At 42.7% G+C, this 20668-nt stretch carries 22 protein-coding genes and 1 pseudogene; 11 read left to right on the forward strand and 12 right to left on the reverse strand.

All coding sequences use genetic code 11. The annotated features are described in order from the left end of the window. A partial coding sequence (locus B092_RS0108680) for a transposase (protein WP_018573577.1) occupies positions 1-217 on the reverse strand: 217 nt, incomplete at its 3' end. 67 nt (positions 218-284) lie between these two features. Between B092_RS0108680 and B092_RS0108685 the strand changes: the two are divergent. Continuing rightward, positions 285-587: pseudogene (locus tag B092_RS0108685) on the forward strand (class I SAM-dependent methyltransferase); the annotation flags it as partial. Positions 588-670: 83 nt separating this feature from the next. Here B092_RS0108685 and B092_RS0108690 read toward each other — a convergent pair. Then, positions 671-1933, reverse strand: a complete 1263-nt coding sequence (locus B092_RS0108690) for a YihY family inner membrane protein (RefSeq protein WP_232244189.1) — start codon at positions 1931-1933, stop codon at positions 671-673. Positions 1934-2043: 110 nt separating this feature from the next. Between B092_RS0108690 and B092_RS0108695 the strand changes: the two genes are divergently transcribed. The 6 genes from B092_RS0108695 to B092_RS0108720 all read left to right on the forward strand — a co-directional run bounded on the left by B092_RS0108695 (position 2044) and on the right by B092_RS0108720 (position 8651). Continuing rightward, positions 2044-2427, forward strand: a complete 384-nt coding sequence (locus B092_RS0108695) for a DUF2069 domain-containing protein (RefSeq protein WP_018574850.1) — start codon at positions 2044-2046, stop codon at positions 2425-2427. Between the two features lie 16 nt (positions 2428-2443). Further along, positions 2444-3916 (forward strand): protein adenylyltransferase SelO, encoded by a 1473-nt coding sequence (locus tag B092_RS0108700; RefSeq protein WP_018574851.1) that lies wholly within the window; start codon positions 2444-2446, stop codon positions 3914-3916. Between the two features lie 67 nt (positions 3917-3983). Continuing rightward, positions 3984-5057: a chorismate synthase gene (gene aroC, locus B092_RS0108705; protein WP_018574852.1), complete on the forward strand. Its 1074-nt coding sequence runs from the start codon at positions 3984-3986 to the stop codon at positions 5055-5057. Positions 5058-5161: 104 nt separating this feature from the next. Beyond that, a complete protein-coding gene (locus B092_RS0108710; protein WP_018574853.1) occupies positions 5162-5554 on the forward strand; it encodes a Rid family detoxifying hydrolase in 393 nt (130 codons plus the stop codon). 80 nt (positions 5555-5634) lie between these two features. Continuing rightward, on the forward strand, positions 5635-7698 hold the full coding sequence (gene recG, locus B092_RS0108715) for an ATP-dependent DNA helicase RecG (protein ID WP_018574854.1): 2064 nt from the start codon (positions 5635-5637) through the stop codon (positions 7696-7698). A gap of 26 nt (positions 7699-7724) precedes the next feature. Then, positions 7725-8651, forward strand: coding sequence for a LysR substrate-binding domain-containing protein (locus B092_RS0108720; RefSeq protein ID WP_018574855.1), 927 nt, complete (start codon positions 7725-7727; stop codon positions 8649-8651). A gap of 41 nt (positions 8652-8692) precedes the next feature. Here the strand turns inward: B092_RS0108720 and B092_RS0108725 are convergent, their stop codons facing one another. From B092_RS0108725 to B092_RS0108755, 7 genes are read right to left on the reverse strand one after another with little or no spacing between them, the layout of a single operon-like run. Next, on the reverse strand, positions 8693-9016 hold the full coding sequence (locus tag B092_RS0108725; protein ID WP_018574856.1) for a monovalent cation/H(+) antiporter subunit G: 324 nt from the start codon (positions 9014-9016) through the stop codon (positions 8693-8695). Next, positions 9013-9291, reverse strand: coding sequence for a K+/H+ antiporter subunit F (locus B092_RS0108730; RefSeq protein ID WP_018574857.1), 279 nt, complete (start codon positions 9289-9291; stop codon positions 9013-9015). The genes B092_RS0108725 and B092_RS0108730 overlap by 4 nt, the downstream gene beginning before the upstream one ends. Continuing rightward, the gene (locus tag B092_RS0108735) at positions 9291-9782 is read right to left on the reverse strand and encodes a Na+/H+ antiporter subunit E (RefSeq protein ID WP_018574858.1); all 492 of its coding nucleotides are present in this window, start codon (positions 9780-9782) and stop codon (positions 9291-9293) included. The genes B092_RS0108730 and B092_RS0108735 overlap by 1 nt, the downstream gene beginning before the upstream one ends. Positions 9783-9795: 13 nt before the next feature. After that, positions 9796-11409: a monovalent cation/H+ antiporter subunit D gene (locus B092_RS0108740; RefSeq protein WP_018574859.1), complete on the reverse strand. Its 1614-nt coding sequence runs from the start codon at positions 11407-11409 to the stop codon at positions 9796-9798. Continuing rightward, on the reverse strand, positions 11406-11750 hold the full coding sequence (locus B092_RS0108745; protein WP_018574860.1) for a Na+/H+ antiporter subunit C: 345 nt from the start codon (positions 11748-11750) through the stop codon (positions 11406-11408). Before B092_RS0108745 ends, B092_RS0108740 begins: the two co-directional genes overlap by 4 nt. A gap of 18 nt (positions 11751-11768) precedes the next feature. Continuing rightward, positions 11769-14696: a monovalent cation/H+ antiporter subunit A gene (locus tag B092_RS0108750; protein ID WP_018574861.1), complete on the reverse strand. Its 2928-nt coding sequence runs from the start codon at positions 14694-14696 to the stop codon at positions 11769-11771. A gap of 14 nt (positions 14697-14710) precedes the next feature. Then, positions 14711-16081, reverse strand: a complete 1371-nt coding sequence (locus B092_RS0108755; RefSeq protein ID WP_018574862.1) for a sigma factor — start codon at positions 16079-16081, stop codon at positions 14711-14713. A gap of 82 nt (positions 16082-16163) precedes the next feature. Here B092_RS0108755 and B092_RS0108760 point away from each other — a divergent pair, with 82 nt between their 5' ends. Further along, positions 16164-16949, forward strand: coding sequence for an SDR family oxidoreductase (locus B092_RS0108760; protein ID WP_018574863.1), 786 nt, complete (start codon positions 16164-16166; stop codon positions 16947-16949). A gap of 19 nt (positions 16950-16968) precedes the next feature. Here the strand turns inward: B092_RS0108760 and B092_RS0108765 are convergent, their stop codons facing one another. Genes B092_RS0108765 through B092_RS0108775 form a run of 3 tightly spaced genes read right to left on the reverse strand, consistent with a single transcriptional unit; the run spans position 16969 to position 18736 of the window. Further along, on the reverse strand, positions 16969-17958 hold the full coding sequence (locus B092_RS0108765; RefSeq protein ID WP_018574864.1) for a Bug family tripartite tricarboxylate transporter substrate binding protein: 990 nt from the start codon (positions 17956-17958) through the stop codon (positions 16969-16971). A 21-nt stretch (positions 17959-17979) separates the two neighbouring features. Then, positions 17980-18342 carry a hypothetical protein gene (locus B092_RS0108770; RefSeq protein ID WP_018574865.1) on the reverse strand — a complete coding sequence of 121 codons (363 nt, stop codon included), beginning with the start codon at positions 18340-18342 and terminating at the stop codon, positions 17980-17982. Continuing rightward, positions 18335-18736, reverse strand: a complete 402-nt coding sequence (locus B092_RS0108775) for a hypothetical protein (RefSeq protein ID WP_018574866.1) — start codon at positions 18734-18736, stop codon at positions 18335-18337. Before B092_RS0108775 ends, B092_RS0108770 begins: the two co-directional genes overlap by 8 nt. A gap of 80 nt (positions 18737-18816) precedes the next feature. On the opposite strand from B092_RS0108775, the gene B092_RS0108780 reads away from it, so the two are divergent. From B092_RS0108780 to B092_RS0108790, 3 genes are all read left to right on the forward strand, one after another. Next, on the forward strand, positions 18817-19503 hold the full coding sequence (locus B092_RS0108780) for a M23 family metallopeptidase (protein WP_018574867.1): 687 nt from the start codon (positions 18817-18819) through the stop codon (positions 19501-19503). 183 nt (positions 19504-19686) lie between these two features. Then, entirely contained in the window at positions 19687-20379 is a 693-nt protein-coding gene (locus B092_RS0108785) for a glutathione binding-like protein (RefSeq protein WP_018574868.1), read from the forward strand. A 32-nt stretch (positions 20380-20411) separates the two neighbouring features. Beyond that, entirely contained in the window at positions 20412-20663 is a 252-nt protein-coding gene (locus B092_RS0108790) for a MoaD/ThiS family protein (protein WP_018574869.1), read from the forward strand. Positions 20664-20668: the final 5 nt, after the last annotated feature.

The following is a 20668-nucleotide window of genomic DNA, read 5'->3' on the forward strand; positions in this document are numbered from 1 at the left end:
AGAGGCTATGCCATTGACCCAATAGGACTGCCTTAAACATGGCGAGCACGGGATAACTCGGACGACCTTGTTGAGTCGTCAATCGACGCTGCTTTTGTGAATTGAGGTAGCATTCAATCGGTCGCCAATCAATCACTTGATCTAACTTAAGTAACGGAAAACGATCAAGGTGTTTGGCAATACGGGCTTTGGCGGTTTGTTGAAAGAAACTACTCATAGGACTAAAGTAAGAATGCAAGAAAACAAGCTATATTTTAGGAAGTTTGAGGGGTTATTGCAAAGGTCTCAGCTTGGCATTAGAAGCCGCACAGCGCGGTGGTCTGGAGGCTATTGATGTTGAGAGCTTACGCCGTCATTATGTCCGAACATTGGAAATCTGGACTCAAAACTTTGAGAAGCATTCTGCCGAGATACTCAAGATGGTCGGTGAAGAGAAATTCCGTATCTGGCGGGTGTATTTAGCCGGATGTGCCTATACTTTTGAACACGATGATGCATCAATCTATCAGATTGTATGTCGCAAGGCGGGCCGTTCCGCACAAGAACTGCCATGGTCTCGTCACTATATGTACATTCAAAGCGATTAATTAATGAGCTCACAAGCATCATGACTTGAGCAGTGGCTAGCAATCACTGCTCAAACGATAAGCTGGTTAGCGCCCTTATTAAGCTAATAAATGGCACTGATTGGAACTTGTTCATTGTCGAATGAGCGTTGTAATGCGTCGTGGATTTTTTCATCATGTAGGACAAAATCCATGCGCCCATCAAACAAAAAGTAGTCTACTAATGGCTTAAATGAGTGGTCATCATCGCAAATCAAGGCCCAAACCTGCTCTTTACCATCGACGCCACGAATAATATAACCTAGATCCGCCAAGGCTCCCAAGACAAAATTAAGATTAAAATAACCGCTGGGAATGATTGATAGTAACTTGGCTTCTGTTAGGCTTGGTTTCTGGTCTTTTCTCTGTACATATAAGGCCCTTAACACTTGCGCAGCCAGCAATAAACGAGAACCAGAAAGATTGTCATGTGCAATGACGCCGCGACGAATTTGGGGCATGAGAGAAGTAATATAAGCGCCTAGTAAGACTAGCAGCCAAGAGATATAGATCCAGATTAGGAAGATTGGAAAAATAGCAAATGCACCATAAATTAGGGTATAAGATGGAAAGTAGCTTAGGTATATAGTGAAACCCATACGCATCATTTCAAAAATGATCGCTGTAAAAAAGCCGCCAACCATCGCATCTGTAAAGCGAACTCGACGGTTTGGTACAACAAAATAAAGCAAACTCATCAAAATACCGGAAAAAATTACCGGTACAATAAAACTTAAAAAGCTTGTTAAAAAAGAAAATCCTGAGCCGACGGTTTCTTGTAAAACCATGGCACTCGCCCAGAGACTAAGCGCTAAGGCAAAAGGTCCAATGGATAAAGTTGCCCAATAAATCAAAATGCGCTGGAGTAAAGGGCGCGGTTTTTTGATTTGAAAGATTTGGTTAAGTGCGTCTTCTACCGTCATCATCAACATAATTGAGGTGACAACTAAAAAAACCGTGCCGATGGCAGTAAGTCCCGATGCGGCATCAGCAAAGACGTTCAAATACGTCAGGACCTGATCGGAGATACTTTCGGGAAAAAGACTATCCGTTAGAAACTCATCTAAGTAATGTTTAAAGTCATTGAAAATTGGAAAAGCAGTAAATAATGACAAAATAACGGCTAATAAAGGCACAGCCGATGTAATTGACGTATAGGAAAGGCTAGCGGCTTTACTAGTCAATCCCTCATTGATTAGCCTTGAGATGGCAAACATCAGCGCATTTTTATAAAAACGCCAATCGCCTAATGAGCTTCTATGATTTTTAATAAAAATATTATTGGCTGAGATTCTATCTTCGGGTGTTGGCTGCTGCATTTTATCCATGCTATGTTGACTTATTAATTTGATGATTAGCGGTGTTTGTTCTTCTGAATAACTACGTTGTAAAAAATATAGCATACAATAGCTTGTTGATATATGACAATCTTTAAACTATGACTACGGTTCCTTTAAATCCTCTTTATCGTTATATCGCTTTTGTTTGCACAGTATTGCTCATTATCCTATGTGTACTTTGGGAGTGGGTGTTAGCACCGGTGATTCCGGGCGGCACGTGGTTAGTATTAAAAATCGTCCCCCTGTTATTTCCATTGTACGGCTTATGGCGTGGTAACTTATATACTATGCAATGGACTTCGATGTTGGTGTTACTTTATTTTATGGAAGGGGTGGTGCGCTGGTATAGCGACCCAACGGTGATATCGCGCCAATTAGCGATGCTTGAAACCTTGTTGTCGCTAATCGTTTTTTATGTATTAGTCATGTACCTGCGTCCCGCAAAGAAAGTAGCTAAGCAACGTAAAAAGACCGGCCAATAAAGAGTAGGGGCAACTTATGATGAAATCACTCAAGGTTAGTAATTCATTTGCTGAACTTTCTCCCGAGTTTTACACTCGCCTACAAATGCAGGGATTAAGGCATGAGGTCAAATTACTGCATGTTAATCCTAGGGTTGCTGAGCTTTTAGAGATTAGCCCTGGTATGTGGAAGAGTCCCGAGTTTTTAGAAATTATGTCGGGACAAGCGGATTTGCCTGGTGGGGTGACTTTATCGGCCGTTTACAGTGGTCATCAATTTGGTGTTTGGGCGGGGCAACTAGGTGATGGCCGGGCCCATTTGCTCGGTGCCATTGAATCAGCTTCTTCTGCCATGCCTTGGGAGATTCAATTAAAAGGTGCCGGGCTGACGCCTTATTCACGTATGGGTGATGGTAGGGCAGTGCTACGCTCCAGTATTCGCGAGTATTTAGCCAGCGCAGCCATGGATGGACTTAGTGTTCCGACCACCTTAGCGCTAAGTATTAGCACGTCACAAGACCGTGTCCGTCGAGAGCGTGTTGAGACAGCAGCTATTGTCTCTCGAGTGGCACCAAGTTTTGTGCGCTTTGGTTCGTTTCAACATTGGTATGCTAATAAGCGACCCGATCTTTTGCGAGAGCTATTGGACTACGTGTGCGATCGGTTTTTTGCTGATGAATTAAAAGCGACCCATGACGATGTTAAAGACAAGGTATTGGATTTCTTGGATATCGTAATTCATCGTACCGCTGTTTTAATGGCTCATTGGCAGAGCATCGGCTTTGTGCATGGCGTTATGAATACTGACAATATGTCAATTTTAGGGCTGACCATTGATTATGGCCCTTACGGTTTTATGGAGAACTTCGATCCTCATTGGGTAATCAATCACAGTGACCACCAGGGTCGTTATGCCTTTAGTCAGCAAGTCAATATTGCTTTGTGGAATCTACATCAACTAGCGCATTGCTTTACCTTATTAGGCCTCAAGGAGGACGAATTAAGATCGGTATTAGACAAATACGCTGATTATTTTTACGATAGCTTTTTTGAAATCCATGCTAAAAAATTTGGACTTATTGAACTGACCTCTGAAGATGATGACCTTTTTAACGACTTTTGGATGTTGATGGCTAAGCAATCATCTGATTTTACGCTGAGTTTTCGTCGCCTAGCCGATATTGATAGCAACGAACAGCAGTGGTTGGATTTGTTTAAGAACCCGGAGGAGGCCAAGGCTTGGTTGATACGTTATAAAGCCCGTCGAGATCAAGACGATTTAAGTGCCACCGAACGGCAATCGATGATGAATGCTATCAATCCGCTCTATACCTTACGTACTTACATGGCTCAAGAAGCGATTGATGCAGCAGAAAATGGGTCTGCTGAGGTTTTGGATTATCTAATTAAGATATTACAAAACCCCTTTATTGAGCATGACGGTGCGGAGCGCTATGCCGAACCTAGTCCTATTGACAAACAAAATATGGCATTAAGCTGCTCCTCATAGCGAAGCGTATTTAGATAAGTATAATAATCATCTACATAGATTTTAAAATTTTCGCATAGGAAGTCGAATGGCTGGTAATACTCTTGGTCGTCTATTTGCCGTAACAAACTTTGGTGAGTCTCATGGTCCGGCGATAGGGTGTGTAATTGATGGGTGTCCTCCAGGAGTGGAGCTGACTGAAGCTGATATTCAGCATGATTTAGATCGTCGCCGTCCGGGCACATCTCGTCATGTGACGCAACGTCAAGAGCCTGATCAGGTAGAGATTTTATCCGGTGTTTACGAGGGCAAAACAACTGGTACGCCTATTGCTTTGCTGATCCGTAATCAAGACCAACGCAGCAAAGACTATGCGGCGATTACGGACCGCTTTAGACCGGGTCATGCCGATTATAGTTATTGGCACAAATACGGCATTAGGGATCCTCGTGGTGGCGGTCGTTCATCTGCACGCTTGACTGCGCCGACGGTCGCTGCGGGTGCGATTGCCAAGAAATGCCTAGCCTTACGCTATGGTACTGAAATTCGTGCGTATATGAGTCAGCTAGGTCCGATCTCCATTCCTTTCCAAAGTTGGGATGAAGTGTCCAATAACCCATTCTTTGCGCCAAATTCCGATATCGTCCCTCAGCTTGAGGAGTTTATGGATCAGTTACGGCGTGATGGTGATTCGATTGGTGCACGTATCGAAGTCGTTGCCCAAAAAGTACCGCATGGTTTGGGAGAGCCCATTTACGATCGGCTTGATGCCGATATTGCGCACGCCATGATGGGGCTAAATGCTGTCAAAGCGGTCGCGATTGGTGCTGGTTTTGAAGCGGTCAGTCAGCGTGGTTCAGAGCATGGTGATGAGATCACACTCGACGGTTTCTTGAGTAATCATGCCGGTGGCATTTTAGGCGGCATTTCGAGCGGTCAAGATATCACCGTTTCTTTAGCGATTAAACCGACCTCAAGTATTAGGGTAGAGCGCCGATCAATCAATACGGTCAATGAAGAAATTATGGTGCAAACACTTGGTCGTCATGATCCATGTGTTGGTATCAGAGCGGCGCCTATCGCTGAAGCTTTGCTGGCAATTATCTTGATGGATCATAGTTTACGTCAAGCTGCCTATGGTGAATATCATCAACTACCTTAGTTGAATCTGATACAATTTAACTAATCAAACTATAGTTTTTATTAAATAAAACTATATTGATTAGTTAAGTATCAACTCTCCATACGAGAAACTAAGGGATTAATATGACTAAACAAATCGTCTTTACTGATAAAGCACCAGCAGCACTTGGCCCATATTCACAAGCTGTCGTTAGTACAGCGCCGGCGACCGTCTTTATTTCCGGCCAGTTAGGCTTGGATCCGGTTAGCGGAGAGCTGGTTTCCGACCAGTTTGAAGAGCAGGTAAGACAATCCATGGCAAACTTAAAAGCCGTAATTGAAGCAGCGGGTGGTAGTTTAGAGGATATCGTACGTGTAGGTCTTTACCTGACTGATTTAAACAACTTCGGCATTGCCAATAGTGTGATGCAAGAGTTATTTCCTGAACCATACCCGGCACGCTCTACTATTCAAGTGTCTGCCTTACCAAAAGGCGCTCAATTCGAAATTGATGCCATTTTGGGTTTGAATAAGTAATTTAAACAACTTAAGTAATCAGTCTTGACACCTTTGGCGTTGAGACTAGTTTTGACGTGGATTAAGTAGTTTTAATTTCTATGGCAGAAAGCAACAAAAAGACATTAACAGCAACTGAAAAAAAGCTGCATACGCTTGGCTTGGTAAGGCCAATGGATTTTGTGTTGCATATACCTTTGCGTTACGAGGACCATAGCCGGATCCATAAAATTTCTGAATTGGCTCCGGGTATGAAGGTTCAGCTCGAAGGCACCATCTCTAATATACAGGTCGTGATGCGTGGGCGTCGACAGCTCACAGCGACATTCAGCGATCAAAGCGGTTCTATTCAATTACGTTGGTTAAACTTTTATCCTAATCAAAAAGCAGCATTAGAGAAAAAGGGGCTTTTTAGAATTCGTGGCGAGATTCGTGGCGGTTTCCAATGGGGCTTTGAAATGATTCACCCCAAGCTACTTAAAGCTGGAGAGCCTTTGGGTGATAGCTTAGTGCCGGTTTATTCTACGGTGTCAGGATTAACCCAAGAAGTACTAAGTAAGCAGATTCAAAAGCATCTGCAGAATTGTCTATTAGAGGACACGTTATCACCTGTATTACGTGAGCGTTTTGATTTGATGGAGATTAATGAAGCCATTCAATTGCTTCATCGACCACCATTAGGAACGGATATTGAGTCTTTGCAATCTAAAAATCATCCTGCTTGGGAGCGTCTAAAGTTCGATGAGATGCTGGCACAACAAATTGCCATGTTTGTGGCCAGAGAAAAACGCAGCTCTCTAAAAGCTCATTCGCTCAATACACAAAGCGATACGCTATACCAACAGGTGTTAGAACGTTTTTCTTTTCAATTAACCTCAGCTCAACAGCGTGTATTAAAGGAAATTGAACACGACCTGCAAAGGCAGTTTCCTATGCATCGCCTGATTCAGGGCGATGTAGGTAGCGGTAAAACAATTGTTGCGGCACTTGCTGCGACCTTTGCACTTGAACAAGGTTTGCAGGTGGCATTGATGGCACCAACCGAGATTTTAGCAGAGCAACATTATCAAAAAATCGTAAGCTGGTTGGAAGGTTCGGGAGTAACGGTGTGCTGGTTAAGCGGCAGTGTCAAGGCCAAGGAAAAGCGACAGGCTTATGAAAATATTGCCAGTGGCCAAGCTAAATTCATTATTGGTACCCAAGCCTTAATACAAAAAGAAGTGGTGTTCGATCAGTTAGGTTTAGTGATTGTTGATGAACAACATCGCTTTGGCGTAGGACAGCGTTTGAGTCTCAGTGAAAAGGGTTTAGTCATAGAGGAGCAAGACGCTGATACAACAATTTATCCGCACCAGCTAAATATGAGTGCCACGCCTATCCCTCGAACCTTAGCAATGACATTTTTATCTGATTTAGATGTTTCAGTGATTGATGAGTTACCGCCCGGTCGTCAGCAGGTGGAAACTAAACTACTTGATAATCGGCGCCGAGATGAGCTGTTGACTTTAGTTGCAAATTCCTGTTTAGAAGGCAAACAGGTCTATTGGGTATGTCCTTTGGTAGAAGAAAGCGAAACCCTGCAGTTACAAACAGCAGAGGAAACATTTGCACGACTGCAAGTAGAACTGGAAGGTATACGGGTCGCTTTAGTACATGGACGTTTAAAAAGTGATGAAAAAAATCAAATCATGGCCGATTTTAAAGCGCATAACATTGATTTGTTAGTTGCCACAACAGTTATTGAGGTTGGTGTGGATGTGCCAAATGCCAATATTATGGTGATTGAACATGCCGAACGTTTTGGCTTAGCTCAGTTGCATCAATTACGTGGTCGAGTCGGTAGAGGTCATGATAAAGCGATTTGTTTGTTACTTTATCAGCAGCCTTTGTCTGAGTTAGCTAAGCTACGATTAAAAGCCATGTATGAAACAACGGATGGCTTTGAAATAGCACAAAGAGATTTAGAACAGCGTGGTCCCGGCGAGTTTTTAGGGATCAAACAGTCAGGGACAGCGCTGACACGTTTTATTGACCTTGACGAAGATGTTGCTATTGTTGAGGAGGCCAGAGCTTTTGCGCCGGAGTTTATTAAAAATAATGTAGAGATGGCTTTAAAACATCAAAAACGCTGGGTTGGAATGGGTGCAGACTATTTGCGCTCTTAACCGCTTATTAAATTAAGGTAAATTTTATGACATTAACAGAATTAAGATATATTGTTGCCGTTGCACGTGAACGTCATTTTGGTCGAGCAGCAGAAACTTGCTTTGTCAGCCAACCCACTTTGTCTGTCGCGATTAAAAAACTAGAGGATGAGCTCGGGGTGATGATTTTTGAACGGGGTGGCAGCGAAGTTGGCATCACACCGATCGGTATGCAAATTATTAACCAAGCTCAAAAGGTGCTTGAGGCCAGTTCCGAAATTAAAGAAATTGCGCGACAAGGTCATGACCCTCTGACAGGTCCCTTAAAAGTCGGTGTCATTCATACGGTGGGACCTTATTTATTGCCTTATTTAATGCCTACGCATATGGAAGAAAATCCAAATATGCCACTTGTATTACAAGAAAGCTTTACTCAGCGCCTAGTTGAAATGCTTCGTCAAGGTGAGATTGATTGCGCCATTATGGCATCGCCAGTGCCTGATAGTGGACTGGATTTTCTCAGTTTATACGAAGAGAAATTTGTCTTAGCAGTACCGCATGACCATCGTTGGGCAACACTAAAGAGTATCAAAACGGAGCAATTAAAAGATGAGACAATGTTGTTATTAGGTAATGGGCATTGTTTTAGAGACCAGGTACTTGAAGCGTGTCCGGAAATGTCCCCCTTTGCCTCGTCGATAGATGGTATTCAACGCTCCTTTGAAGGGTCATCTCTGGAGACGATTCGTCATATGGTGGCTTCCGGACTTGGGATTACTCTGTTGCCTGAAAGTGCCTTGGTTTTTGGTGGTTATAGTAAGCGCCAAGATAAAATTAAATATATCCCTATTGAAGCACCGACACCGTCTCGAGAGATTGTGTTAGTCTGGCGTAAAAGTTACACGCGTCAACCGGCCATCATTGCTCTGTCGAACTCAATTGAGAATTGCTTGCCGGAAAATTTTGGCAAATAATTTAATGAGCTTATTTATCGTTAAATAAGCTCATCCAACCATCACGCTTCATGATTATCACGAGCCTCTCTCAAGACATAGGAGCGCATGAGAAGTGTCCATGAAATAGGGGAGGTCATGAAGATAAAAATTACCACCAGCATCTCGTGAAAAAACAGACGATCACCTAGCACATAAGAAATCAGTATAGACGCACACATTAAAAACCATAAACCCAAGCTGTTACCTAAGGTAGGAGCATGGATGCGCCTTCTAAAATACTTTAGGGTGACAAGACCAAAGTTACCGATTAAAGTGACCACCCCACTTAAGATAATTAAAACGCTGGCGATAATCTCAACCCATAATGGAATGTCAACTGTCATGGTTCAATTACCTCTCCACGTAATAAAAATTTAGCCATCGCTAAGGTCGTTACAAAACCTAAAAGACCAATTAAAAGACCGATATCGTAATACCATGGGGTACGAAATAAAATACCTAACGTAAAAACCAAGAGCATGGTATTAACATAAGTGACGTCAGCACTTAAGGCGCGATCTTGTGCTGTGGGTCCTTTGATTCCGCGATACAAAGTAAGTAGATTGCTCAGAGAAAAACAAATAATAGCAAAATAGCAGGCGATATCAAGCAGACTCATTATTCAAAAATCTCCATTAACAAAGGCTCATAGCGTTCATGTACTGTACGATGCCAATCGGCTTCGTTTTCTAAACCAAATACATGTAAGTGTAAAATATAATCATTTTCAGTAAGACCGCTCCATACAGTCCCCGGCACATAATTAATAATGCAGGCCAATAAAGCAATCGCATGAGGATCCCTGATGTTAAGCGGAATATTAACGAAGTCGGCGACTGGTTGATTATCGGGCCTAGATTTAAGTGTTAGTTTTATTACGTCAAGATTTGATGCATACACGTCTTTTAGTACGATAAAGAAAAGCTTAATCATCGCCAGAATTCGACGAGGATAGGCACGATCAGGCCGAAGACGAGTTGAAAAAAGAACAATGCCAAACGAGAGTATAAAACCAAGAGCTAGTGACCCCAAGGATAAACTGCCTGTCAGCATAATCCATGCCACAAACAGTCCGCAGGTCATCGGAATCCAAAAGAATAAACTTCTCATATCAATGTCCTCCTTATACTGGCTGCTTTTGCATAACTGCGTTAATGTAGTGAAAAGGCTCATCCAGTGAAAGGGCTATATTATTGGTTAATTCCATCACTGAATTAGCAAAAATGCTTATCAAAACACAAGCGCTTAAAAGTAGTACGATAGGAATGGCTTCTCTCAAGCTAAGGGTAGGAATTGACACTTTGTCTGGCGCCCAAAACTTTAAAACGCCTGCGCGCATATAAGAAATCAAGGCGGCTAACCCTGAAAATATGACAAAACCTAATAACAACCAAGTATGAATTCCAGATAATTCATAGTTATTTAGTTCGAGTGCATTGGATAGCAAACCGATTTTTCCTATGAAACCTGATAGTGGTGGTAAGCCAATTAGAACAAGTGCAGCAACAATATATGAGACCCCTAAAAAAGCAAATGCGCCGGGGACCTTGATGCCGAAAACCTCTTCGGTATAATCTGTTGTAGCCTCATGCTCTGCTAAACCAAAGGCTTCCATACTCACAGAAAGTACTGAGCTCTCATAAGTATCAACACGGCTTATCAGTTCGACCAATAAAAAGAGCGCAGATGAGGCAAGGACTGAACTGACTAAATAGTATAAGGTAGGCCCTGTCATAGAAACACCCGGCATCCCCAAGGCAGATAGCAGTACCCCCGAAGATAATATAATGCTATAACCGACTAAGCGACCTAAATTCTTTTCTGTTAAGACCCCTAAAATACCAAAAATAAGTGTAGCAATACCGATGTAGAACATCCAATCCCCACCAAATGCTGCAGGAGCTCCGGATGGCAATAATAACGAACCAACTCTTAGGAGTGCGTAAACACCCACTTTTGTCATGATGGCAAACATGGCAGCAACCGGAGCACTGGCTGCTGAATAAGCATTTGGTAACCAGAAGTTCAATGGCCACGCGGCGGCTTTGACCAAAAAGGCAACGCCCAGGATTGAACACGCAGCTTCAAACAACAACCTATCTTCTGCCTTTAAAGCACCTGCCTTGGCAGCCAGTTCAGCCAAGTTTAGTGTCCCGGTGATTGAGTAAATCATCGAAATACTGATTAACAATAGCGATGCTCCCAACATATTAACGGTGACATAGAGCATGCTGGAGCTTACTCGTCTTTCGCCGGAGCCGTGTAATAGCAAACCATAGGAGGCAGCTAAAAAGACTTCAAAAAATACGAATAGGTTAAACAAATCACCCGTTAAAAAAGCACCATTAAGGCCCATTAAAATAAACTGAAATAGGGAATAAAAATGGATCCCCACTCGATTCCACATGGCAGTAGAATAGATTAAAGCCGCAAGTCCTAAGAATCCTGTCAGGCAAAGCATGAGTGTCGCCAGCTGATCGGCAACTAAAACAATACCGATGGGCGACTGCCAATTACCTAATAGATACACCGCAATATTATTGCTGAGTTCATCTTCTAAATAACTGCTTGTGTAAATAAGTAAGTTAATAGAAATAAACAATTGAGCCAGTACAGAAACAAAAGAAATTAAAGTGTTTAATTCACGTCTTTTTTCTTTTAGAAGTATGATTAAGGCACCGGCAAACAGCGGAATAATAATTAATAGAATAGGAAAGTGTCCTACATAGTCATTCATTCCTTGCCCTCCGAGCCATCGACATGGTCAGTATTTGTTAAACCACGTTGAGCCAATAATAAGACTAAGAAAAGGGCGGTTGTAGCAAAACCAATCACAATCGCTGTCAACACCAAGGCTTGGGGGACGGGATTTGCATAATCTTCGCTGTTAAACGCGACATCAGGATCAATTAGCGGAGGTAAACCGACACTTAGTAATCCACCGCCAAAAATGAATAAATTCACCGCATAACTTAAAAGTAATAAGCCCATAATCACTTGAAAAGTTCGTGAGCGTAAAATTAACCATACTCCGGAACCGGTAAGAACACCAATGGATAAGGCAAAAACTATTTCCATTTTAAAACGTTCCCTTTGTTATTTTCTTGTGACTGATGGAGTGATATGCTCTGCAGCGGCTTCACCATAAATATTTTTACGGAAGTAGCGTAGCGATTGGTGAGCTAACGCGACCAACATATAAGTTGTCGTGCCCACAACGACTAAAAACACACCTAAATCAAAGATTAAGACAGAGGATAACTGTATTTTGCCGAAGAAAGGCAGTGCGGGTTCCCAAATCATGGCTGTTAAGAAAGGTTTACCAAATAGCATGGGTAAAACGCCGGCAGAAAGGGCTAAAACCAAACCAAAACCCAGCCAGTTTTGTGGTCTAATTCTAGATTTATCTTCGACCCAAAGCATACCGCTAACAATAAATTGAGTTAGAACACCCGTAGCAAAAATCAGGCCACCCACAAAACCTCCACCCGGTAAGTTGTGACCACGGAAGAAGAAATAAAAAGCGATTAAGGTGGTAATAGGCATCAACATACGAGCGATAACGTTAGGCACAAGCATAGTGCCTTTTGGCAGCTTGCCGTCTTCTTTAATACGGCGAAGGTCCGTGGTCAGTTCATCGCTTGCCGGATCCAAGGCTTGAAGCATTTCTTGCGGTGGTCTGAATCGTCGTAAGAGGGCGTAGACAGCGAGCGCGACAATGGCTAAAACGGTGATCTCACCAAAGGTATCAAAGCCACGAAAATCAACAAGGATGACGTTAACTACGTTAGTACCATGGCCTTCGGGTAGCGATTTGGAAAGAATCACATTGCCAATATCGCTGGTGTTTTTTGGACGCATCGTTAAGAAATAGGTTAATAGCGTCATTCCTGAACCGGCAACGATGGCAATCAGTAAGTCACGGCGACGTCTTAATGCCAGCACAGGATCTTCGTCTAACTCACTGGTGCTCTTCTTAGGCTGTGGCAGCCAGCGCAAACCCAGTAATAATAAGACGCAAGTCACCACTTCGACGACTAATTGAGTCAAGGCCAAGTCAGGGGCAGATAACCACACAAAGGTAGCCACGACGACGATACCGGTTGCACTTAAAAAGATAATTGCTCGGAAGCGATTATATTGAGCATGATGAGCTGCAAGCACAGCGCCCAAGCAGCCCACAATCCAGAGCGCCAAGAAGTACCAATTCACCTCAGCCAACGTGGGTTTTGGAGCATCATAGCGTCCCACTAATGGTAAGGCGGCAACGGTGATGGTAATAAGAACAACCCACAGCAATTGAACTTGCATGCGTTCTGAAGATGTCCATCGAACGGCATGATAAGAAAACGCATCAACCGCATCCATCAGCCTATCATACAGACGACGACCATCTAAACGCTGTGTAAATGGCGTGATATCTGTGTGTTCGTTTAGTGAACGATTCATAATCAAGGCCAGTAGCACACCACCGACTAGTGCAAATACACTCATGAGCAGTGGTAAATTAAAGCCATGCCAAATCGCTAAGCTGTACTCAACATCGTGGTTTTCACCTAACACCGACGCAGTAGCAGTTTCAACAAATGCACCGATAGTCGATTGGGGCATGAGACCGACAAGCACACAAATACTCACTAAAATAGCGATAGGTGCAAGCATCAGTTTTGGTGGTTCATGAGGCTGTTTGGGCAGGTTTTCTATCGTCGATTGACCGAAAAATACGCTTGCGATCATGCGATAAGAGTAAGCGACACTAAAAATACTGCCAAATAGCGCGAAGACAGGCAGTATGTAGGGATTAATCGGCGCTGTATCGACAAATAGCGTTTCTGTGAAAAACATCTCCTTGGAGATAAAACCATTTAATAACGGTACACCAGCCATGGCTGCGGTCGCAACAATGGCTAAAATAGTGGTGATCGGCATGAATTTGCGTAACCCACCTAAAACAGTGATATCGCGAGTCCCCGTTTCATGGTCAACAATACCGGCAACCATAAATAAAGAGGCCTTAAAGGTTGCGTGGTTAAGCACATGGAAAATAGCCACAATCACTGCTAAGGCACTATTTAAGCCAAGTAGGGTACAAATCATGCCTAAATGGCTAATGGTTGAATAAGCTAAAATTCCTTTAAGGTCTTTTTCAAATAAGGCGTTATAGGCGCCCATGGCATAGGTAATGATCCCGGCACCACCCACCACATAGAACCAAAGATCAGTGCCTGACAAAATAGGCCAAAAGCGGGTTAATGCAAAAATACCGACCTTGACTAAGGTCGCCGAATGTAGGTAAGCAGACACCGGTGTGGGCGCTGCCATGGCATTGGGCAACCAAAAGTGGAAAGGAAACTGTGCACTCTTGGTTAAACAGCCAATCGCAAAGGTAATAAGAATAACCGGATAATATTGACTGTATTTGATTAAATTACCGGATTGTAAAATAACCTCTAAATCATAGCTGCCGGCCACGTAGCCCATCATCAGAACGGAAGCTAAGAGAGCAAAACCACCGGTCGCGGTGATGGTTAATGACAACCTTGCACCACGACGAGCATCGGCTCGATGGTACCAATAAGCAATCAACAGAAAAGAAGCCATGCTTGTCAGCTCCCAGAAAACCACCATTTGAATGACGTTTCCTGATAGAACTAAGCCGAGCATGGAGCCCATAAAAATCAAAAAATAAGCATAAAATCGCGCTCTGGGATCAGCCGGATCAAGATAGTAGCGAGCATAGAGTGAAATTAATGCGCCCATGCCTGAGACAATGAGTGCAAAGACATAAGATAGGCCATCCATACGGAAGGTAAAGGCCAGATCTAAAGAGGGGATCCAAGCGTAATGCTCAACGAGCGCTTCACCACCGCCTAAAATATGCTGTGTCTGTGAAAGGACTAGAGCAAAACAGGCGAGTGCTGTCACTAATGATAATAAAGACTCGCGATTGCGTGTATTCCTTGGCAACAAAGCAGCAACAAGCGAAGCAAAAAAAGGAAGTAGAGTAATGTAAACTAAAAACATGTAAAAAACTTCCTTTATTCTGTATTTAAGCTAACAACTGGACCCTGAAAAAGTATGCTGCCGCGTGGCTTGCTGGCACTTGGCGTGTTTTTGGGTTCTAGGCTGATGTAAAAAATCTGATTTGGCTGAATCTCGCCTAAATTTTGTAATTCAAAGGCATTGGTCTTGGTGGCATCCAAAATAGCAACTGCCTGCATCGTGCGCCCTTTGTCTTTGCTGCTCCATAGCTGCAAATCGACATTTGATTGGCCTACTTGTTGGTAAGCGGGTGTAATCAACGCTTGACCTTTTTGGTTGATTTTTAAAGTCCATCCAACCGTAGGGTTGGCAGAACGATCGGATAAAACGGCAACCCAATGTAATGAGTTGGACGAGGAAGGCCAAAAAAGAACAGCCAAAGCAAAGAGTAAACATGCCAAGCCCAGGCATTGCCAAAACTTAATTGATCGCCATAAAAAGTGCAATCGTAGACCTAAAGGCATTTTTTTACCGTCTTTGGTCAATGTGGCTACTTTTTGCTGAAGAGCTTGATCTGCTTCTGAGGGACCATCGTGATAAGCAGAGTCGTATTCCTTACGCTCTTGCTCTTTTTGTTGATGATGAAGTGCTTTGAGCTTGCTGCTCAATGACTTCCAAACACTTGAATCTAGGGAATATGGCTGTAGTTGAGCAATAAACTCAGTAAATAACTCTTCCCATAACAAAATAATATAAGTACTATCTTTTGTCTTGTCAATAATGTCGTCGACCTGACGCAAATCACCTTCGCTCATGCCGCCTAATACAAATTCACCGAGCAACAGACCCTCTTCATGGCGGGGTAAGTGTGGTAGTGAACGAGCTAGATGATGTAAACCGATACTTAGATCTTCTTTGAGACGACCTAAAGGAATGCCCATGCGCGTAGCAGTAACTGCCTGCAAATCAGGGCTTAAATAAACAGTAAGTAACGAGCTTTGCTGCTCTTCGGTGAGTTGTTCGAAATAATAATGAAAGGTTTCTTCAGTTTGAATTTCAGGATTTAACTCTTCTTGCACCTCTCGCATGCCTATCGGCTTAAATGCCGGCTCCTTAGCAAGGGCGAGGGCATGCGTTTGATAGTTTTCTCTGTAATGCTCACGAATTTGATGACGTAAAACACTGTAAATCCAGCCTCGGGCAGAGCCAATATCCTCAGTATAACTATCCGCATTTTCCCAGATAATAACAAAGGTTTTTAATAGGACTTGCTGAGCAGATTGCTCATGAATAAGCGATTGCCGAGCTAGAGTCATCATGGACTCAGCTTCGGAATCAAATAGTTGCTGCAACGCCTTTTTATGCTTTTTTGCGATTGCAAACAATAACTTTTGAAGATGTTGTGAACTGTTTTTGTTTAACTTCATGAGGCATGCTTTGTACTGGGTTTTTAGATGTAAACTTAAGTTTGTCTCGTAAGAAAAATATTATAGTTGAGAGTAAGTAGCTATGGCAGAGATAGCCTTTCCTTTTTTAAACAACTTCAGTCTCCATGGTAAAAACGCGTTAATTTCAGGTTCTAGCAGCGGCTTAGGTCTAGCCATGGGAATGGCCTTTGCAAAAAGCGGTGCTAATGTTATTTTAAATGGCCGCAATAAATCCACCTTAATTCGTTTAAAGCAACAAGCCTTAGAGGAGGGGTTGAGTGTCGACTACCTATGTGCAGATTTAGCAGATTTTGAAGCAATTGACGGTGCGATTAAAGAAATTAATAACAAATACGGCGCACTTGATATTTTAATCAATAATATCGGAATGCGCATAAGAAAATCACTAAATGATTTTAATCAAGATGAAATTTTGCTCATGGTTCATCAAAACTTAAGTGCAGCGATCTATCTTTCACAGCAGGCTATTTCTTTAATGTCAGCGCAAGGCTGGGGTCGTATTATTACTATTTCGTCCATCGCCGGACGCCTGGCTAGAGCAGGGGATACAGTGTATCCGATCACTAAAATGGGGTTAGAGGGCATGGTGAGAAGTTTAGCTGTGCAATATGCCCACCTAGGCATTACGAGCAATGGCATCGCGCCGGGTTTTTTTGCGACCGAACAAAACCTGTCAATGATGTCAACGGAAGAAGAAAAAGCAAGGCATGTGGCGCGCGTGCCCATGAAGCGATGGGGAGAACCGGAAGAGCTGGCAGGAGCAGCCGTTTTTTTAGCGTCTGAGGCTGCATCCTATGTTAATGGTCAGATTTTAACGATCGACGGGGGACTCACTGCCAGCTTTTAGCCAGAGTTATGTGAGGCCTTTACATCTCGAGCGACAAGCTTTCGATTAATGGTTTCCAACGATGAGTTTCTTCTTGCATATAGGCTTTAAACTCTTCAGGTGTGGATGGCGTTGGCTCCATGTATTGAGCTCTTAATGCCTTAATAACAGAAGGTTCATTAAGTGCATCATACAAGGCTTTTTGTAGTTGATTTTTGATGTTTTGCGGTACTTTATTTGAAATAACAAAACCAGACCAAGCCGCACCCACAATATCCGCTGTGCCTGTTTCTTTGATTGTTGGTACATCAGCGAGGGCTTCGATTCTTTCAGCACCCGTTTGTGCTAATAATTTCAAACGACCATCCTCAGCCAAAGGTACCAGTGCTATTGGTGCTAATGCGGTAAATTGTGTATCGCCGGCAATTAATGAGTTTAATGCTTGTGGTGATGAGCTATAAGGAATGGCTGTCGCTTCACCATCAATCGCTTGTAGGAAAAGGGCTTGTATCAGATGAGAGCCTGAACCAGTTCCCGGAGTGGCGTAGTTTAGTGCATTACGGTCCTTTTTGATTTCTTCAGCCAGCTCTTCCAAACTTTCAATGCCACTGGCAGTTGAGACAGCAATAACATTAGGCTGTGTAACGGCAAGAGTAAGCGGGTAAAGGTCTTTATTAGGATCGTAATTTAGATTTTTGTATAAAAACTGGTTATAAACCAAAGGCCCATTGATGCTGATACCAAAGGTATAGCCATCCGGTTTGGCTCTTGCAATTGCGCCGGTACCTATATTACCCCCGGCACCGGGACGATTATCCACTACGATGCTTTGATTGAGTGTTTTTGAAGCTTCAGTCGCTACGATACGCGCGATCTGATCGGGTGTAGAGCCCGGACCAAAGGGCACGATTAAGCGAATCTCTTTATTTGGCCAAGCGTTTGCATCTTGGGCTTGGGCGGCGCTGAAGGCAACGAAACTGCTAAGCATTAATGTTGCGCTAATTGCTTTTTTGACAAGAATTGATTTCATTTAAAACTTCCAAAACTAAGGTTAATTAATAAACGGTATTTGCGAATCCAACCCCAGCATGATGCGATTGTATTTTTCGAGGATAGCTGCAGTTTCAGCAGGAGGGTAAGGACTGTAGGGGGTGGCTAAAACCCAGTGCTGATACTCCTCATAAGGGACTTCTTGTGTTAATTGCTTAAAGCGCGCCTGACAAATTGTCATGACATCATCTTCAGCCGGGTATTCTTGATGAAATTGCACATACTCTGCTGTCATGCACATAACGGTAGCCTTTTGCATGTCTTGATCACTGTAAGTTGCTACGGCTTCTTCTTGTGCTAAAGACGCTTGGGCGTTAAAAAGTAATAGGACAGTAGTAATAAATTTAGTGAATCGGTTATTCATCTTTTTCTCCTAAGCCAAGCATGATTTTAGAAATACTCGCAAATACTTTTTGATCGTTGTCCGATAAGTTATTGTAGACATCACTTAACACGTACTTTTGACGAAATGCTCTCTCGAAGCTCTGATAAAGGTTTAGCTGATAGCGTTGGTAATCTTCGTAATCTACGTCTTTTATAAAATTCGCCAAACGAAACTCGCAGAGTTCCAAGTTTTTTGACACATTTTCTTGTTTGTGTTTCTTGTCAAGTACCGGTGTTTGGCCGGACATAATGCCTTCCATACACATGGAAAGCAGGTCATTTTTAACAGATAGTGGGTATTCTTGCTTAACACAGGCCGCCAAAAGCAGGGGGGCAATCAGTAAGCTAATGATTTTTAAGGATTTAACTTGCATGAAACTAAGATTTTACTTGTCGATCGTAGGCATAGTTTAATATACTTAAAGACTATGTGTGCATAAAAAACGCCTTCTTAATGTTTAACTACGCTCAGCTTTTAAGAATTCTTCTTGTTTTGTTATTGACCTTGTCAGCCCATAACTCGTGGGCTGAAGCAAGTGATGTTGATGCCGATTTAGGCCCTTTACCAGTTCTGGATAATGATGTGGCTTTCACAGGGGCTTGTCGTTCAAGTATCTGTGCAGCACAATTCAGAGAAGACATTGGTTTTGAACATATTATCAAAAGACCGGTTGACAGCGGTCGCATTTCTTCTAATTATGGTTGGCGTTTACATCCAATTACTCACGTTCAGCGTATGCATACAGGGATTGATTACGCGGTACCAGTAGGTACAGAGGTCAAAGCCGCTCAGCACGGCAAGGTTATCTTTGCCGGCAAGCAAGGCGGATATGGCAACTTACTAGTGATTAAGCACAATTCAACTTATCGGACGGTGTATGCACACTTAGATAGATTTAACGTCACACTCGGTGATTGGGTAAATCGGGGTGATGTCGTGGCTTACTCTGGCAATACCGGTTTGTCTACCGGGCCTCATTTACATTATGAAATTCGCAAAAATGGTTTATCACTTAATCCATTAACCGGTGAAAGTTCAAGTGAGCATATCTTAGTACTCAATGACACGAGCACATCTCATTTGAAAAATGGTCGTGTTAACCGTCAGACAAATGGAAGAGTTCGTACCATCTTAAAGTAGCAGAAGAGTCGAACGGCTGATGATTTAATAAAGAAGGAAAAATCATATTTAATTATTAATATCGTACTTTACATAATATACATTATGCGTAAATCATCAAGATTGAATATCATATTAAAACCGGCTTTTTGCTACAATAAACTATTCTGGTTAGCACCCTAATCATTGATAGGAGTTTTAATAATGATAGATTTTTATTACTGGACCACACCTAATGGCCATAAAGTGACTTTATTTCTTGAGGAAAGCAATCTTAAGTATAATATTCGTCCTATTAATATCGGCAAAGGTGAGCAATTTGATCCTGAGTTCCTAAAGGTCGCTCCTAATAATCGCATCCCTGCGATTGTTGACAATGATCCTATTGGCGGTGGCGACGCTATTTCTATTTTTGAATCCGGAGCCATTCTGGAATATCTTGCTGATAAGACGGGTAAGTTTTTAGCAAAATCCGCTCCCAAACGCTATGAGACATTGCAGTGGCTATATTGGCAGATGGGTGGCTTTGGCCCTATGCTCGGTCAAAATCATCACTTTAATAGATTTGCTGCAGAGAAAATACCTTATGCGATTGAGCGCTATGAAAACGAAACACGTCGCTTATATCGTGTGTTAAATGATCAATTAGCGGGCAAACACTTTATCATCGGTGATGACTATACAATCGCTGATATGGCTTGTTACCCATGGGCTCTGTATGCCGATAGACAAAACATCAATTTAGATGATTACCCTCATGTTCAAGCCTGGATCAAGCGTATTGACGAGCGTCCGGCCACAAAAGCGGCTTATGCACTGATTGCACAATACAATCCTGATCAGGGTAAACCGGTCACAGAGGAAGCTAGAAAGCATCTTTATGGAAGAACTGAGTAATTACACTTTTTTAAATTTAAATAAGAGAAAATATGTTAACTATTAATTATATGGCTAAGCTGCGTGAGGAATTAAATTGCTCTACTGAGCAAATTGAATGGCAAGGCGGTACGGTTGATGAGCTTTTAGTCCATTTGAGGCAGCGTGGTGAGCCCTGGCAGTCCACCCTCTCCGCTGCTAATGTATATAAAGTAGCCATTAATAGTGAAATTATTCATGATCATTCTGAGCAAATACCCTCTGACGCCGTTGTTGCTCTCTTACCGCCGGTGACCGGAGGTTAAGTGAT

The organism is Oligella ureolytica DSM 18253 (assembly GCF_000373745.1).
GTDB classification, from domain to species: domain Bacteria; phylum Pseudomonadota; class Gammaproteobacteria; order Burkholderiales; family Burkholderiaceae_B; genus Oligella; species Oligella ureolytica.